Source organism: Enterobacter sp. WI-ESBL-E8 (genome assembly GCF_053364895.1).
On record NZ_JBRWXJ010000001.1, the window covers coordinates 62,260 to 79,213 of the forward strand.

The 16,954-nt window shown below is 53.9% G+C and carries 17 protein-coding genes; 11 read left to right on the plus strand and 6 right to left on the minus strand.

The features are described 5' to 3' along the window. Positions 1-105: 105 nt before the first annotated feature. Positions 106-924: a lipoprotein NlpA gene (nlpA, locus tag ACWHWP_RS00295; RefSeq protein WP_173829320.1), complete on the plus strand. Its 819-nt coding sequence runs from the start codon at positions 106-108 to the stop codon at positions 922-924. Positions 925-936: 12 nt separating this feature from the next. On the opposite strand, the gene ACWHWP_RS00300 is transcribed toward nlpA, so the two are convergent. Beyond that, complete coding sequence (locus tag ACWHWP_RS00300) at positions 937-1,617, minus strand: EAL domain-containing protein (protein ID WP_447854877.1); 681 nt, start codon at positions 1,615-1,617, stop codon at positions 937-939. Positions 1,618-1,686: 69 nt separating this feature from the next. Then, positions 1,687-2,298 (minus strand): helix-turn-helix transcriptional regulator, encoded by a 612-nt coding sequence (locus ACWHWP_RS00305; protein ID WP_072250557.1) that lies wholly within the window; start codon positions 2,296-2,298, stop codon positions 1,687-1,689. Positions 2,299-2,755: 457 nt separating this feature from the next. Between ACWHWP_RS00305 and ACWHWP_RS00310 the strand changes: the two genes are divergently transcribed. After that, positions 2,756-3,421: a LuxR C-terminal-related transcriptional regulator gene (locus tag ACWHWP_RS00310; protein ID WP_072250558.1), complete on the plus strand. Its 666-nt coding sequence runs from the start codon at positions 2,756-2,758 to the stop codon at positions 3,419-3,421. Between the two features lie 23 nt (positions 3,422-3,444). On the opposite strand, the gene ACWHWP_RS00315 is transcribed toward ACWHWP_RS00310, so the two are convergent. From ACWHWP_RS00315 to ACWHWP_RS00330, 4 genes are read right to left on the minus strand one after another with little or no spacing between them, the layout of a single operon-like run. Continuing rightward, positions 3,445-4,509 (minus strand): fimbrial protein, encoded by a 1,065-nt coding sequence (locus tag ACWHWP_RS00315; protein WP_047347476.1) that lies wholly within the window; start codon positions 4,507-4,509, stop codon positions 3,445-3,447. 12 nt (positions 4,510-4,521) lie between these two features. Then, a complete protein-coding gene (locus tag ACWHWP_RS00320) occupies positions 4,522-7,017 on the minus strand; it encodes a fimbria/pilus outer membrane usher protein (protein WP_063430913.1) in 2,496 nt (831 codons plus the stop codon). Between the two features lie 15 nt (positions 7,018-7,032). Continuing rightward, positions 7,033-7,725, minus strand: coding sequence for a fimbrial biogenesis chaperone (locus tag ACWHWP_RS00325; protein WP_059310287.1), 693 nt, complete (start codon positions 7,723-7,725; stop codon positions 7,033-7,035). A 52-nt stretch (positions 7,726-7,777) separates the two neighbouring features. Beyond that, a complete protein-coding gene (locus ACWHWP_RS00330) occupies positions 7,778-8,362 on the minus strand; it encodes a fimbrial protein (RefSeq protein ID WP_059310288.1) in 585 nt (194 codons plus the stop codon). A 374-nt stretch (positions 8,363-8,736) separates the two neighbouring features. Here ACWHWP_RS00330 and ACWHWP_RS00335 point away from each other — a divergent pair, with 374 nt between their 5' ends. The 9 genes from ACWHWP_RS00335 to ACWHWP_RS00375 all read left to right on the plus strand — a co-directional run bounded on the left by ACWHWP_RS00335 (position 8,737) and on the right by ACWHWP_RS00375 (position 16,917). Next, positions 8,737-9,537: a transcriptional regulator gene (locus ACWHWP_RS00335; RefSeq protein WP_063432248.1), complete on the plus strand. Its 801-nt coding sequence runs from the start codon at positions 8,737-8,739 to the stop codon at positions 9,535-9,537. Positions 9,538-9,541: 4 nt separating this feature from the next. Next, positions 9,542-10,027, plus strand: a complete 486-nt coding sequence (locus tag ACWHWP_RS00340) for a hypothetical protein (RefSeq protein ID WP_074164749.1) — start codon at positions 9,542-9,544, stop codon at positions 10,025-10,027. A gap of 230 nt (positions 10,028-10,257) precedes the next feature. Beyond that, positions 10,258-10,881, plus strand: a complete 624-nt coding sequence (locus ACWHWP_RS00345) for a common pilus major fimbrillin subunit EcpA (protein ID WP_059310291.1) — start codon at positions 10,258-10,260, stop codon at positions 10,879-10,881. Between the two features lie 45 nt (positions 10,882-10,926). After that, positions 10,927-11,604 (plus strand): EcpB family pilus assembly chaperone, encoded by a 678-nt coding sequence (locus ACWHWP_RS00350; RefSeq protein WP_059310292.1) that lies wholly within the window; start codon positions 10,927-10,929, stop codon positions 11,602-11,604. 6 nt (positions 11,605-11,610) lie between these two features. Continuing rightward, positions 11,611-14,205, plus strand: coding sequence for a CS1-pili formation C-terminal domain-containing protein (locus ACWHWP_RS00355; RefSeq protein WP_063432246.1), 2,595 nt, complete (start codon positions 11,611-11,613; stop codon positions 14,203-14,205). Further along, positions 14,183-15,781 (plus strand): hypothetical protein, encoded by a 1,599-nt coding sequence (locus tag ACWHWP_RS00360; protein WP_059310294.1) that lies wholly within the window; start codon positions 14,183-14,185, stop codon positions 15,779-15,781. The genes ACWHWP_RS00355 and ACWHWP_RS00360 overlap by 23 nt, the downstream gene beginning before the upstream one ends. 3 nt (positions 15,782-15,784) lie before the next feature. Further along, a complete protein-coding gene (locus ACWHWP_RS00365) occupies positions 15,785-16,441 on the plus strand; it encodes a hypothetical protein (RefSeq protein ID WP_235836459.1) in 657 nt (218 codons plus the stop codon). A 72-nt stretch (positions 16,442-16,513) separates the two neighbouring features. Further along, on the plus strand, positions 16,514-16,708 hold the full coding sequence (locus tag ACWHWP_RS00370) for a hypothetical protein (RefSeq protein ID WP_013094846.1): 195 nt from the start codon (positions 16,514-16,516) through the stop codon (positions 16,706-16,708). A 23-nt stretch (positions 16,709-16,731) separates the two neighbouring features. Continuing rightward, the gene (locus ACWHWP_RS00375) at positions 16,732-16,917 is read left to right on the plus strand and encodes a hypothetical protein (RefSeq protein WP_001196016.1); all 186 of its coding nucleotides are present in this window, start codon (positions 16,732-16,734) and stop codon (positions 16,915-16,917) included. The last annotated feature ends 37 nt before the right edge of the window (positions 16,918-16,954 follow it).

Here is a 16,954-nt window from a genome sequence, read left to right on the forward strand (position 1 = left end):
CGCAGCGCCACCCGGCAACAGACCGCATATAACTTATCCTTCTTATTGATTCTTTTTCGGTTTTTATTTCAGCGTCTCGTTGTCGATATAGTCACTACATCATTTATCAAAAGGAACTGTCTTGTGAAACGTCGATTGGGTGCTCTGGTTCTCGCGGGTCTGCTGCTGGCAGGATGCGATCAAAGTGGCAGCGATGCCAAACACATTAAAGTCGGCGTCATCAATGGCGCTGAACAGGACGTGGCGGAAGTTGCTAAAAAAGTGGCAAAAGAGGAATATGGCCTCGACGTGGAGCTGGTGGGGTTCAGCGGTTCGCTGCTGCCCAACGATGCCACCAACCAGGGGGAGCTGGATGCCAACGTCTTCCAGCATCGCCCGTTCCTCGCAGAAGATAACAAGGCGCATAACTACAAGCTGGTGGCCGTGGCGAACACCTTCGTCTTTCCGATGGCCGGCTATTCCCGCAAAATCAAATCCGTGTCCGACCTGAAGGACGGGGCGACCATTGCCATTCCTAACGACCCAACCAACCTCGGTCGCGCGCTGCTGCTGCTGCAAAAAGAGAAGCTGATTACCCTGAAGCCGGACGTCGGTCTGCTGCCGACGGCGCTGGATATTACCGTAAACCCTAAAAATCTGAAGATTATGGAGCTGGAAGGGGCGCAGCTGCCGCGCGTGCTGGATGACCCGAAAGTGGATGTCGCCATTATCAGCACCACCTATATTCAGCAAACCGGGCTGTCGCCGGTGCATGACAGCGTCTTTATTGAAGACAAAAACTCCCCGTACGTGAACATTGTGGTCACGCGCGAAGACAACAAAGACGCGGAGAACGTGAAGGAATTTATCCAGTCCTATCAGTCGCCTGAAGTGGCAAAAGCGGCTGAAACGATTTTTAACGGCGGGGCGGTACCGGGCTGGTAAAGCCACCGGTCTTTACGCCGTCACGCTGGCGTCTATCCGGCTTTCCGGCCAGAGAAAACCCTGGCCGAACCGGGCTCCCGACGCGCGGGCTCGCTGTAAATCCTGCGCGGTTTCAATCCCTTCAACCACGACAGCTCTGGCAATGTTATCTCTGACGAAGTGAACGAATGCGTCAAACCGGGCAGCGGCGTTGAGCTCTGAGCGGTCAAGCTTGATGCCGTCAACCGGCAGGGCAAGTCGCGCATAGTCGTCGGCCAGCTCGTACGTCAGGTCGTCCAGCCAGATTTTCCAGCCCGCCGCCTTAAGCCGGTGCAGGTTTTTGTGGATGTCGCGTTGCTCCGCGGTACTCATGCGGGTCAGGGTTAGCGGGTCCTGAATCTCAATCGTTAAGCGCTGCTGATGGCGTAGGGCCAGTAACAGCTCGATGGCTTTGGGGTCAAGCAGCCGATCGGCCGGAAAATTTAGCCAGTACTGGCCTTTGTCCGGCCTCCGTAACAGCGTGTTTGCCTGCCAGAAAAAGATTTGCAGCGCACAGCGGGCGGGCAGCGAAGCGAAGAACACCTCCAGATTGACGTTGTGGATCTCCACAAGAACCTCATGCGCCACGGCCTGGCCGGAATGAAAATCCACTAAAGGCTGAAACCGCAGCCCCGTAATGGTATGCAGCATGGGAGAGGGTAGAACGGTGTACATGACGAGACCCTGAGAAAAAAAGGTTCCCGCGGACACGGGAACAAAGGCAAACGACACACGGTCGGGAAGTTAATTCAAGATCCAGCGAATGCTCTGATAGAACGAGGGGCCCCGGACGGCCTTGAGCTTATTCATGGCGTTGTTTTTGTAGAAATAGACCAGCCTGACGTTGCAGCCCAGCTGGCGGGCAATTTGCTTGGTTTTCAGGTTACATGAGTAGCCCCGAAGCACGCTGGCTTCCTCATTAGAGAGCCTTGCAGGGCGCTGTCGCGTCGTAATGCTTACGTTGTAATGGTTTAACGCCTTTGGTGTCTGGCTCATCAGGATTTGCCACATCGCCTTGATGTCCCCCAGCGAAACGCGCTTATTGATGACGCCATCCACATGCTTAAACTTCAGGAAACCGGCGGATAACGAGTAGATATAGATCCTCGCATCAGGCTGTATTTCTTTCATGCGCAGGATGTCTTCATTTGGCGTAATCACAAAGCTTCCGGTATTCAGCGGATCGTAAATTACGATATCCCACGTCCGTTCGCTGAGAAGAAAATCTTCAATATTGCTAAACCCATGGAAAATAACATCCCGATGCTCGTCAGGTTCGCGGTTACCAAGATATTGCAGTCCAATCATTGTGAACTCGCAACTATCAACAACGGCCACATATATTTTTTCTTTCATGGTCATTCTCCTTTAGCTAAGCACCAGGTCCCTGTAAGCAAAACGGTCATTCGAATGGAGTGGTCACCCGTTAATTGGTGGTGGGATGATGCGTAAAAGGTATGCCAGAGGAACATATCGAGTAAAGAGGATGTTTTTTATTAGAGGGAAATAAAATTCAAAAAATATTTTAATGTCAGAACCAATATGTTTAATCTTCTTATAATATTGCAAACAGGTTTTTATGCTGAAAAATAACGAAAGTTAAGATTTGGTCTGGTTCGGAATGGCCGCGCAGGCCAGTTTTTGCGTGGATTATGCCTCTTTCTGTCCAGGAAATCCTTACCTCAGGCTATTGTTTTCCCCCGTTGCGGATTTTTATCGGACCAGGCGTTAAAATCCTGGCGGGAATAAGTTGTGAGCGTGGTTTTATTAAATTACTATCTCTCTCCTTTATTCGCGTTAACAATGAAATAATATGATTTATTCTGAATTAACCGTCAGGGTTATTGTGTTTTATCGGGTCAATATTCTGCAGGAGATGATAAGCGATGCGCTGCAGAAATTACTGCCTGAATATTCCCTGCGCATATCGATAGTTGAATCAACAGAGCAGCTCTTTGATGCGATTATCGATCGCCAGGTCGATATGGTGATAACCGAGTTCAGCTATCTGTTTAATCATAACGCCTGGGGAGTGCAAACCAGTAACAGGCTTAATATGTTGTGTCATACGCATAACGTAAAGCGCGTGCTTTTTGTTCCGGAATTACAGTACGGGTTATTAAAAAAAGTGCTGGAGATGAAGTACGAGCTGACGCTTTCTCTGCAGGACGAGCCCGGGGAGCTGAAAACGGAATTACGGGCGCTGCTGACGACAGAGGACGTTAAGCCGCGGATCTCATCCTTTTTGAAGGGGATGATGCGCGCCGGCGCGCGATCGCGCTCGGTGCTTTCCGCCCGGGAATGGGAGGTTCTTCATCTTATTGTGGAAGGCTACACGGTGACGGAAATTGCCCAGCTGCGAAGCCGCTCTGCCAGTACCATCGCCACCCAAAAGCACAATGCGATGAAGAAGCTCAACCTCGCCAACCACAGTGAACTGATCAGGTACCTGCAGATGGCGGGGAAAATCGGGAACTAAGCGATGATGTCCCGGACTGCGTATTACGGATAGATAATATTCAGCGTGGCCGAGGTATTCAGCTTGCCCTGGGTGACCTTCCCCGGCGCCCAGACATAGTACGACGCCGCCATCGGCAGGGTGAAGGTCTTGTTCAGTGCCCCGCCCGCCGCCACGCTAAACAGCAGCGTGGCGTTACCACGGCTGGTGGTGGAGGTTGAGAAAACAACCGGCAGCTGCGGGTTGTTCCGCTGAATCAGCCGCAGGCCAACGCCCTGCGCGGCGCTGCTGCTGGTATCAACTAGCACCGAGCTGTCGGTGGAGAGCAGTTGATTGCTGGAGAGGAACATCTCGATGGCCCGGTCAGAACTGCCGTTCGCGCTCAGGTTCTGGCAGCTCATGTTAAGCGTGAAGGGGGTCAGCCCTGGCTGAGAAGAGGCGCTAAGCTGGGGAATGCCCAGCGTAGGCAGCGTCACCGTCAGCCCCGCGTTGTCAAACGAGCAGGTCGTCAGCTTCGGCGCATATTTGATGGTCATCGGCTGACCAAACATGTCGCGGTTATCGTATGGCCACTTAAAGCCGTTAAACAGCCACTGCACAATTTTCACCAGCTGGTTTATCGGCCAGGTAATGATCTCCCACAGCGACATGCCGCTCATATCGCTGACGAACAGCACGTCGCTCATGGTCGCCGTGTCGCCCGTAAGCGTGGTGCCGCTCTGGTTTACCAGCGTAAAGCGCACGGTGAAAGGGGTATTCAGCTCAGAAGCCGTATGGTTACCGCTGGCGGCCAGCGTCTTGTTGGGATGCGTGCTGGTGATCTCCGCCCGCACCATATATTTATTGTTGCTGAAGCCCAGAATGGTGGCGTAGTTACTGTCGGTCGAGAGGATCGGCGTATAGGAAAACTCGCTGTTGCCGGTTGAGCAGTTGAACGACCCGCTGTACTGGGTGGTGAAGCTTCCGGTCCAGGTTGGCGTGGCCGGCGTGAGCTTATCCGACAGGTCGACGCTGATTGGCGGGCCATAGGAAATGCTGCCCCCGGAGCAGGTGGCATAGCTTGCCCCGCTGACGCAGGCGAGAAACAGAAAGGTCAGTAACCGTATCATGTTGATGTTCCGTTAGTTATGGCAAACAGAAGGCGGGCTTTCCAGCCCCCACGCCGGTGCGGCGATATTGCAGTTTCCGTCACGCAGGTGGACGTTAAGCGCGCGTGGCGGCTCTTCCGCGCGGATGTAGAGCACGCTGGCCTGGCCGACATACCCCACCGACTCACCGCGCTCGTTCAGCACTTCGGTACCAAACGGCAGCGGCGCCCCGTCTGGACGGGTGGCGCGAAGCATCCAGGACTGGCGCTGGTCGGTGTCGAAGCGGATGTAATTCACCGCGCCATCGTACGGGGCGACGTTAGCGATGTTGCCGCGCACTTCTGCCCCACGGCTGTTCGCCGTTTCGGACAGGGTAATGGCGTTTTTACGGTACGGCGTGGCGTAAGGGACCAGCGCCACGCCGTCACGGTTGGTCACGATACTTTCATCTCCGTTGACCATCAGTCCTTCCGCCTTAGGGGCATCGACAATCGTCATGGTGGTGCCGGTTTCGTTCGAGGCAAGCAGATGCCACGGCACGGCGACCAGGCTGCCGCGCCCGTTCAGCCCGGTCTGGCGGTAGTCGGAGGACTCGCTGTATGAACCCCCCAGCGTGGCGAAGTTCGAACGGTATGCGGTATTCACGCTGGCCGTGTTGTTCCCGCCCCGGGCATTGCTGCCGGAGAGCGTATAGCTCAGGCGGTTCGACTCCAGCGCGTTGCCGCTTATGCTGATATTGCTCTGCTCATAATGCGAGTCGCTGGCCGTCAGGCTGGAGGTGATCCACGCGTTGTTATCAAACGCTGAGAACGGCAGGCTGAGGGAGAGGTAAAAACGCGTCTCCTCTTCACGCTCGCTGTTGCGCACCCGGCTGGCGGAGACGGTGTAGCTGGCCCGGCCGATGGCGTTGGAGTAGCCTGCCTGATATTCGCGCGAGGTTTGCGTGGCGTTCCAGTAGTCGCGCTGCGTGCCGGAGATAAACACCGTGCCCCAGTTATTGAGCAGACGCTGGTTCAGGTTAAGGGTGAAGGTATTTTTAGGCTGCGCGGCGCGCAGGGCATCCCAGGTGCTCATCGTCATCTCCGGGGCGACCCCGAAGCGATCCTTATAGTCGTCATACTGCGCTTTCAGGCGCTGATACCCTTCGCGGGAGTAGAGCGCGTCGCTAAAGCTGTAATAGCCTTTTGTGGAATAGCGGTAGGCCGCCAGCGTGAAGTTGGTGGCCGTCGTATCGATAAACTTACTGTACGACACGCGAAAGCTTTGGCCGCTGTCGGTTCTGTCCTGCAGCGTCGTCTTGGCATGGGTGACGTCCACGGAGACCGCGCCGAACGGCAAATTCCAGCCGGTGCCGATAAGCCCGGCCTGATAATTGTCGCTCACGATCGTACCGGTATACCCGGTTATCAGGTTATTAAAGCCATAGCGCAGCGTGGCCTGCAGGAAGGCCGGTTCCGCCTCGACGGTGTTCTGATGCACTTTACCCGCGATCATGCTGTACTCGCTCACGCCCTCTTTGAGCATGCCGGGCACGGCAGAGAAGGGCACCGTGAAGGATTGCTGTGAACCGTCAGCTTCGCGCACGACCACCAGCAGATCACCGGCCGATCCGGTCGGCTGAATGCTGTCGAGGGTAAACTGGCCCGGCGGAACGTTTTCCTGATAGATGACGTTGCCGTTCTGGATCACTTTTACCAGGGCGTTGGTGCGCGCCACCCCGTGCACCACCGGCGAAAAGCCTTGCTGCGAGTTGGGACGCATTTTGATATCTGACGCCAGCGAGACGCCGCGCACGCGCAGGGAATCAAACAGATCGCCCGGAATATAAAAGTCGCCCAGCGTCAGGTTAGATTTCAGCGCCGCCAGCGGGCGACGCAGGTAGCGGGTATTGTTTTGCCAGCTGCTGTCGCCGCTTGCGGATTTGCGCCAGGTGCTGCTGTCGCGAAACTGCCAGCCCAGCAGGTTGGCACCGGAATCCAGCCCGGCGTAAAAATCGTCGTTGGTCTCTTTCGCTGAGCCTTTCGTCCGCGTGTTGTACCAGGTGGTGTTCCAGGAGAGCATGAGCGCCGGGATCCCTTCATCCCAGAACTGAGGCGCAACGTAGCCCTCTTCCGTGTGCAGCACGGCCGCCTGCGGCACGGTGAGCGCCAGGCTCAGGGTGCCGGTATCCGTTTTCACCTCGCCACCCTGAACGAGATCGTGCAGTTGCACCTGTCCCTGAGCAATGGCGGGCGCCGGAATCGCTTTGGTGTTGATCCCCAGCATCAGGGCATCTTTCCATGCAAGGCGAACGTCATCACGCTGTTCGCCATAGGTCACCGTGTAGCGTCCCTTCCAGTCCCCGTTGACGTAAATATCCATCTCCTGCGGGCCGGCAGGCATGGCGTTGTTTTCGTAAAAACGTGACAGATCGGACTCGCCGGATGCGCCAGCAAGCAGGGAAGTATCAAACGATACCGCACCCGATTTATGCGAAAGCAGAAGCGAGCAGACAGCCAGCATGCAGAGCCTGTTTTGTTTCAATTTCATGGCGAGTCTTTCCGGTCACTGGCTGATAAGCGTGCGGGTTTTGTAAGCACCCAAATCGTCTACATACATCAGCTGGTAGGTTTGGCCGCGCGTCACCGCGCTTTTGGTTGCCACGGTGAGCTGACCAAATGGCGATACCATCGGTGATTCCTGCAATAATTTGCTTTTACCCTGAGAAATATTGGCAACGGTAATATGGAAAGGGCTCTCATTTACGATGCGGAACTGTTTGCCGCTGGCAATCAGCGTCAGTTTTCCCGTCGCGTCGTCCAGCGTGCCGGTTAACGCGGCCGGGCGGTAAAACATTTTGATGCGAGATTTAATCGCCAGTTGAACGGTATTCTGGTTTTGCACATTTTCCGGCTTCGGTGGAATATCAAGCACGTTCAGGAAAAAGACCGACTCGCGATCGGCAGGCAAATTGGCAGGCAGCTTTTTAATGCGCAGTTGCTGACCATTATGTTCGTTGACCTTCACCACCGGCGGGGATAAAAGAAAAGGTACTTTTGCCGTTTCCGGCGTCGAATTAATATCGCCGTCATCGATCCATGACTGCACCAGCGCAGGGGCATCTCCCGTATTGATTAACTGAACAATAACCTCTTTGTTATTCTCAGGATAAAGAACACGCGTGCCATTAATAACAATATTGGCCCATGAGTAGCCCGTGCCGAGCAGCAGGAATGCCAGCAAAATAACCTTACGCATAATGGTAACCTTAAAAACAGGCTCCGCAGAAACGAAGCCTGATTAACTGAAATTACAGGTAGGAAATGGTGTACGTCACGTTAGAGCTCAATGCACCGACCGTTGCGGCAGCGGCATTGGTTTTATAGTAATAAACGTCCAGCGTCAGCGTTTCAGAATCTGGCGCCGCTGCAGTACCCATAATGCTGGTGGTGTAAGCCTGATTGAGCGTAACAGGCGTTGATTTACCCGGCTCCACTAATGCGAAACCTACGTTACGGGCCACGCTTGCGTCACTTTCATTGACGCTGTTATTCAGCAGGTATTTACCGTCGGTAGAAATATTATCGGCGCTGGAGAAGTACACTTTCAGCGGCGTGCCGGTCGTGCCCGCAGCAGGCGTACAGCCCGAGAAGGTTAACGAAATGGATTTTTTATTTTTCGTAATCAGGCCAACCGTAGTTCCGGCATCCTTAACCGAAATTGGGGAGAGGGCGACGGTCATATCCGCGCTTTTTCCGCCATTAATCGTACAGGTGGTATCGGTAATCGCACCGGTAAAGTTAATTACGCCACCTGCTGAGTTATCAGCGGCAATCGCCTGAGTAGAAGCAATGGCTGCGGCAAGCACAGATACGGTCATGATCGTTTTGAACATGATAAACTCCATAATGTTTTGTTTTGTATAAAAAAGAATATTTCCCGGCTGCGCAACACACTGATATCGGCTAACCCGCATAGCGACCTGAGTACGAGCCTTGACGATATTATGTTGCATCAAAAAGATACATAACAAAACATTATTCCGATTGTGTGCATATTATAAGATTATAATCTTGTTATAATGTTTTTTTTAAGATCATAACCTAAACACCTTCATTCGGAGTTCCTGATTAATGAATTAATAATTGTTAATTTATGAAGTTTTCTATGCCGCTTGCTCAAATAATATTTGATGACTTGACCACACACTCTTTAGACCTATTATTGCGAGACAAATACAGTCGTTAAGAACAGTGGTGTAATAATCATATGAAGTATCTTATTGATCTCGCAATGCTTTATGAAGTGGACTCCGGTGTGATCATGATTAATGGAGAAGAGGAATCTTCCATTAAGTTATCCAACCAGGCGGCACGGTTGCTATATGAACTTATCATTAATAATGGGAAAACCCTCGACAGGGACGATCTGATTAAGAAAGTATGGGAAGACCGCGGGTTTTCCGGCTCCTCGGTTAGCCTTAATGTTGCCATAAGTGAAATTAGAAAAGCCTTTCGCAGTTTAGGCCGCGATCCTCTGTTGATTAAAACAATTCGTGGTAAAGGATTTAGCCTGGCCGCGCATATAGAACATCACACGGTAAGGCCACCCGTCTCTGCCCCGGAGAAAATCGTGGCGGAAGCGCCCGACGTGGTAACTCAACAGCGAGACCCGCCTGCGCGCCTGCGTCGTCGGGACAGCGGCTTTACCACGCTGTGCGTAATGGCGCTGGTCGTCATTGCCGGCATTGCTGCGCTTTTTTTCTATCAAAACATGCGCGTGGCAGAGCGCCCGAAAGAGTCTGATATCCATCTGCTGGGCAAAATCGAGCGCTGTACGGTTTATCTTATCGACAAAAATATGTATCAGCCGCAGCAGGCTTACTTTGAGCGGGCCAAAGAGGTCATCGCTCATCAACAGATCGACTGCGAACATCAGGACGCTGACGCGTATTATTCAAAATTTAAAAAGTCACAGCTGGAAAATGATTTCCTGGCTGTCTGTTATCTACAGGATAACGTCGATAGCTACAAAAACTGCATCTCTTACAGAAGCCTGACAGGGAGTTAAGATCGTGTCGAAGTTAAATCTGAGCATAGTATTAGGCGTGGTCGTGCTCCTTTCTGGTATCGCCTTTCTTCTGTTTCACCCTGAAAGAACGCAGGAAGAGGGATTTGGCTGTCAGTCAGATACGGTTTCCTGGAAAAAATACTCCACGGGAGAATCAGCAGACATGTCCTTAACGACGCTGTTTCTTTTTAACAGCAACGATATTGTCACGGTGATCCACAAGGGGGATTTTACCCGTGGTGACAAGCGCTATTTGATAGATCGAAACTACGTGCTCAATGTTGAGAAAGTGGCCGGCAGCGATATTTTCTATATTAAAGGAAAGAAACTGAATAAATCTGAAGATGATGTTGCACCGGACGGCATCGTCAATGAGTTACTGCTGGACAATATCGACTTCTTTTATGTTACCCGGGTTAAAAGTCATGCCTGGCTAATTAAAGGACTGGTATTGCCTATAATGATGTGCGTGGCCGTGCCGACATCCTGATATTACGGCAAAGTAATAAGAATAGATGTTTGTCTATTAATCAAGAAGTCTCAAGTTTATTCATTATGTAACAACAAGATGCAAATGTATTCTGTTTTTTTTCGTCCTTTCCCGTGGGCAGGATGAAATTTTCTGTATTGCCTCGTTATTTTTGGGGTGACTATACTCCGCCTCGAAAAAGGGGCTCCCCTTTTTTAAACATCTGGATTCTTTTTTGAAGGACTAAATAAATGAACAAACTGAACGCTATCGTTCTGGGCTCACTGCTGTCTCTTTCTGCCCTGAGCGCTGTTAATGCAGCGGAAACTACCGCTTCTGCAACCTGGCAGGCTTCTGCAACGAAAGACAGCGATTCCGATCTGGTTGTCACGCCGACGCGTGCCCTTAACTTCGTTTATAGCGCAAGCTCGAAAGCCTTTAACACCGACACCGGTCTGTTTGATGTGGCTATTCGTGGTGACCACTCTTCAGCGACCAGCTTCAAACTGGAAGCGATTGTTGACGACTCTGACAACACCCTGTTCAGCGTTGGCGGCGAATCAACCAAGCTGAAAGTGGGCGCGCGCTTTGGCGGGACCGATCTGGGCTCAATCGGTGGCACAGTGGGTGCGAAATCAACGGCATGGACGACCCTGGTTGACTCTTCAAACAACACCGGCGTCTCTTCTGGCCTGTGGAACCTGACCACCAGCGCAGGCGCGGCGGCGAATACCGAAGTGACCGGCCAGGACAAATTTGTGTTCTACGTCGATTCTGCACAGGACAGCACCGGTGCGGCGAAAGAGTTCAAAGACCTGACCAACAGCCTGTGGGAAGGTACTGTGTCCGTTGCGTTCCGCGCAACCTGGGGCTAAGAGCTGACAGTTACAGGGGCGTAAGCCCCTGTTTAGGGAAATATCATGTTTAGCCTCAAACCCATCTTCTTCTTTTTACTCTTTGTCTCTTCCTCCGCGCTGGCAATTAATGTGGGCAAAGTCACCACCATTATTCCTGCCGATGCCGACTCCACCGCCAAGGAATTAAAAAACGAAGCGGACAGCGTGCGCATTATTTCCATCAGCGCCCAGCGTATCAGCAGCCCGATGGATGAAGGCATTGTCATTAACCCGGAGAAAATCGACGAACTGCTGCTGACGCCCACGCGCATGGTTATGCCCGCCGGCACCAGCAATATCGTCAAATTTTACTACCACGGCAAGGCCGATGACCGGGAGCGCTACTACCGCGTGACCTTCATTGATGAAGGGGTCAGCGAAGATCTTGATAACGGCTCGCAAAAGAATGGCAAAGGGATGACCCGCGCCGTGGTGAGCACCATTCTGGTGGTACAGCCCCGGAAGAAGAACGTCGATTACGTCTACGTGGCCGGAAAAATAACCAATAAAGGCAATACCGCGTTTCGCGTGAATGCGAGCGGGACGTGCCTGAAACCCAACCCGGAATCACCGACCACGCCGTGCGTTAAAAACTTCTACCTGATGCCGGGTACCTCACGCGCGATCGACGATATCAACGTTACGGACAGCCATTTTCATCTCGGAATTTGGGACCTGAAACAGTTCATTCCTGTTAAGTAAGGATGCATGGTGAAAAATAAATTAGTGTTGCCGGTGATGATGGCGTGCACATCCGGCCTCCTGCCCGCGTATGCGCATGCTGCCTCCAGCTCCGTGGTTATCGCTAATTACCGTTTTCCCGACTCGCTCTATGCCCTGCTGGAGCAGGGGATCAAAATCCCTGTTTATTTGGTCAATACCCGCCCGAATGCCGCGCAAACGGCGAGCGGCGCGCGTGACGTGAGCGAATATGTCCGTATTGGCGACGTGACGATTTACGCGAAAGATCGGCAGCTCGGGCTGCGCGACGTGCAGGTCCAGGAGTCTGATAACGGTATTCGTCTGTCGAAAGAGATGCGGACGTTGCTGCAAAGCATCAGCGGCAAACAGTTCGACGAGCAAATGCGTATTCCGGTGAGCGCCGGGTCGGCGTTTGAGCTGGACCAGAAAAAGATGCGTCTGCTGCTGAATCTCTCCCAGCGCGATTACGGGGTCAACATTCGTCCCCGTGAAGTGGATATCGATGCCCCTGAATCAGACGATCTGAGCGGCACGCTCTCCTATAACCTTGGCGCATATCATACCGAAAGCGGCTACGGCGATAGCTGGTCGTCCGGCTATCTCAACGCCAAAAGCTGGATCTCGATGGGGGTCGATCACCTGCTGGTCGATGGCTCTGGCTACGTTAACGAAAGCAGCAGCGACACCCAGATGAACGCGGTGATGTGGGAACGTGACTATCAGGGCATGCGCTACGCCGCCGGGATGCTGAACGGCTGGGCGATGCAGTCGCTGGCCAGCGTCAGCGGTATTTCCGGTGGTGAAGTGTACGGCGTGTCGGTGGGCAACCAGGCTAACTCGCGCAAGCGGGACAATACCCTCTCCCTGACGCCGGTGGTGGTCTATTTCCCGACGGCCGGGGAAGCCCGTATTCGCCGCGACGGCCAGCTTATTGGCATTCAGCGCTTTGACGTGGGTAACCACGAAATCGACACCAGCGCGCTGCCCTACGGTATCTACAGCGTGGAAGTGGAAGTGGTCAGCGGCAGCCGCACCGTGTCGCGCAGCATGTACACGGTGAACAAACCCTTCAGCAATAACGTGTCGGAGTCGCTGCGCTGGCAGACGTGGGGCGGTATTTATAGCCGCGACAAATCCGTCGTCAACTACAAGAAGTATGCCAAACGGAAAAACGAGCAGGACAACAGCTACTACTACGATTACGACACTAAGCACAAAGACACCATGTCGCTGGTCGGCACCTCCTTCAGCAAGCGCAGCGGGATGGTCGACTGGAACGCGTCCGGCTACATGATGCGCGAACACGTGGTCAGCGAACTGTGGGCCTCCCTGAACCTGACCGGGTATTTCTCGGTGAACACCCAGACGATGGCCGCCTCGGACGGCACGTACCGCGCCAACTACGGGGCTAACGTCAGCCTGCCGTGGAATATCGGTTCGGTCTGGTACTCCCACGAGCAACTCTCCAGCGGCAAGTTCCTCGATATCTATGAAAACAAAGGCAACACGTGGGGCGCGTCGTTCAGCCTGCCGTCGTTTGGCCTGCCTTCCGCCGGGAACCTGAGCCTGATGCGGCAGGAAGACGACGTATACCGCTATAAACGCTATCAGATTGACTACTCCCAGGGGCTGTACGCCGGTCGTTACGGCACGGCGCGCCTGCGGTTGGGCATGTCGCGCAATAAGTACGAAGGGTACTACGAAGAGAAAGACCGCTACGTGATGCTCGACTTTGCCATCCCACTGGGTAACACCGTCTCCGTGGGCGTGTCGCATAACCGCGATACCGGCACGGCGCTTAACGTCAGCGCCAGCCGCCAGTTCGAAGGGGATTACCTGAAGTCGGTCACCGCCAACGTCTCAAGAGCCTTCAGCAGCAACCAGGATCGCACGGTGAGCGGCGGCGGCAGCGTCAGCTTCGACACGCCGTGGAACAGCAACATCCTCAGCGTGCAGAGCGGCACCAGCAAGGGCTGGAACTCCACGCTGACCAGCGACGGCAGCGTCGGCTGGTCAAAAGAAGCGATAGCGGCAGGTAAAGGGACCGACAGCGCAGGGGTGATTGTCAGCACCGGACTGAAGTCCGACGAGTCGCTCACGCTGAAGCTGAACGGCCGCACGGAGCGCATTAAGGGCGATAAAACCTGGCTGTCGTTGCCGGCCTATCAGGCCTATGACCTGGAGGTGATGAACAGCGAAACCGGGACCGAAAGCTATGACATCGGCGCGAATGCCCGTCGGCATATCACGGTCTACCCGGGTAACACGGTGGTGATGAAGCCGCAGGTGAAAAAAATCGTCACCCTGTTTGGTCGCCTTGTCGATGCCAGCGGCAACCCGGTGAGCGCCACGCAAATCAAAAACCACGTCGGGCTGACCCGCACGGAAAACGACGGTCGCTTCGTGATTGACGTGGACAAGAATAATCCGGTGCTCAGCATTGCCACGCCGGACGACAGCGTCTGCGAGGTGCGTCTGGATATCGAGTCCAACCGCGGCGCGCTGTGGCTTGGGGACATCTCCTGCGATAAGGGCGATTTCGTCTGGCAGGAAGCAAAAGGAACGCGGGAACGTGAAGATGAAAAAGATATTCGCTCTTAATCTGCTGCTGATTAGCGCGGCTGCGCAGGCGCAGCAGATGCCCTATTTTGCGATCAACAACCCGGACAACAACGGGACGGGCAACACGGCGGCGCTGTTTAGCCTGAACAGCACCTCAACCGCGTTTTTACACGGATCGCGCGAGTGGCCGACCCTGAGCGCCAAAACCAACAACGGGATTGCCAGCTACATTCCGGACAACAGCTTTACCGGCCCTGCGGGCAGCGCGCTGACCATCAACTTCAGCGTCACCGGCTCCAGCGCCTCGCCGTTCTTTAAGGGCACCGCGTGCTCTTCAAGCTGCGGCACCACGGGCTATACCGCGGCGACAAGCTATACCGACACCGCTATGGTGGTGAAACCGCCGATCGTCGAACCCGGCACCTCCTATGGCCGCTGGGTGCTGGGGGATCCGTTCTTTAACTATCTGCTCAATGCGGCTCCCGGCAACGAGGTGACCATTACCTCCACGCCGCAGATCACCTCTATCAATAAGGTGACCACCACCAACACGCTGCACAAGGTGGGGACGTTGACCATGACCAACTCGCGGGCGCTGGATCTGGGGATAGACCCGATCAGCGGCGAGGTCACGATTGTGGATGGTTCCACCGGGGCGACCTGCACCAAATACACCCGCAATACGGTGTCGGGCGTGCTCTGTTCGCTGCTGGAATATACCTTCGTCGGCGAAGATATCACCGGCTATAACCCGGGCCTGGCGCTGACGTCATCCCGCGTTAACGGCGTGCTGCAGTCGCACATGAGCGGCGGAACGGGTCTGGCGGCGGAAATCACCTTCGACGAGAGCAACTGGTACAGCATCTCCGGCGGTATTTTGAGCGATACCCGCGTGCTGGCGAATACCTTCCTCGCCGCGCCGCAAAAAAACGGCGGCAAGGCCAACCTTAAAATCTTTTTACCGAAGGCGCTGATTTTGAGCGTGGCGCAGGCGGGGGATGGCAGCAACATTGGCAATATCGTCAGCCTGTGCCTGACGCCGGGCAACAGTTCGCTGGCGGCGGATTTCTGCTTCCAGCCGGGCGGAGGGCTGGTCATTAACCCTATCCAGCCAGGACTGGCGATTGTGCCGGATAGCCCGGACTACACCCTCGACCCTAACGGCCTTGGCGGCTCCGGAAAAGGAACAATTGGCGAGGCGCCGATTGAGATCCCCTACACCATTACCTACAGCGGCGCGCAGAAAGACGCGGCGATTGCGGTAACGGTGAAGGTCACCGGGCCGACGCAGAGCCTGAACGGCGTGGACTACTGCGCCTTTAGCGGCAACGGCTTCACCGTGCCGATCCCCGGCAACGTGCTGGTGGGCAAAAGCCAAACGCTGAAGGCGCATAACTGCAAGGGCGAAGCGCTGTCCATTCCCGCGCCCGCCACCCATGCGGAAGAGTGGGACAAGATAAGCTCCGGTGTGACGGACATGTGGCTGTGGAAAACGCCGCTGGTGTTGCAGTTTGTGATGAATAACCCGGTATCGAAAACCACCTATGACGGTAATAACTGGTTTGGCGAAGTGACGGCCCAGGGTCGAATTGATGTCAGCGCTTCCTGGAATTAAACGATGATGACTGGAAAATTCCTGGCTATTTTCGCAATAAATTGCTTCATTTCTGCAAGCGCAAATGCTTTAATTATTGAAAGTCTAAATATTGATTTTCTACCCGAAAAAGAAGTTGTTTTTCAGCCAATAAAAAACGATACCAGCGTTCGACAGAATTATACTGTTTCGCTTATTCAGGTCGATATTCCTAAAGAGCACGGAAAAGAGACTGAAATAAAAGATGGCGAGGTAATGTTCTCGCCTAAACAGTTAACGCTGGAGAGCGGCGAGCAGGCCGGTTTTAAGTTTTATTACACCGGTCCGCACGACAGCAAAGAGCGCTATTATCGCGTTAAATTCACCGAGACGCCGCTCCAGGCGCGGGTTGTGATGAGCAAAGGCCAACGCATCCAGTCGGATGTGGTGGTTTCGCTTGAGGCTATTTTAATTGTCCGCCCATGGACAAGACATTTTGATTATGCGTTTAGCAACGGGGTGGTGAGTAATACCGGGAATACCTGGTTTAAATATGTCTCCTCACAGGGGTGTAGCTCACAATATAACGATTCAAAATATCTTCCGCCGGGTCAACGGCTGGAAATAGATAATTACGCGCAGCCAGCAAGGCGGATGATTATTTATGGGAATAAAATCATTCCGCTTTCGAGCTGCCCGTAACAACCGCTTTCCTTCATAAAAGGAAATTAACCTTTGGCGCAAGCTGAAGATTTACAACTACAGGAGAATAAAATGAAAGCGATTTCATTCGTAGAAGCGAAAGACATTATCGGTGGTGCATTAAACCCGTTCGCTGGCCTCGTTAAGGGCGCACAGCTGGGTTACGACACCGGAGCAAGCATCATGGGCATGGTAGGCGGTGTGGTTGGCGGAATTCTGGGTGGCGCGATGGGCTTCCTGGGTGCGCTGGTTGGCAGCTACAACTAATTCAGATTAACAGGAAGACAATCATGCAAGTTATCGATTTCAAAAAAGCACAGGCCATCATCGGTGGTTGGGATCCGTTTGCTGCTGCCATTCAGGGCGCGAGCGCGGGCTATAACGCGGGCAGCCAGATGTTAGGCGCGCTGGGCGGCACCATCGGCGGCGTGTTTGGCCTGGTGGGCGGCTTCATCGGCGGCTTCTTCAGCGCATAAGTTCTTGACCTATGCACCTATGGCCCGCATTGCCGGG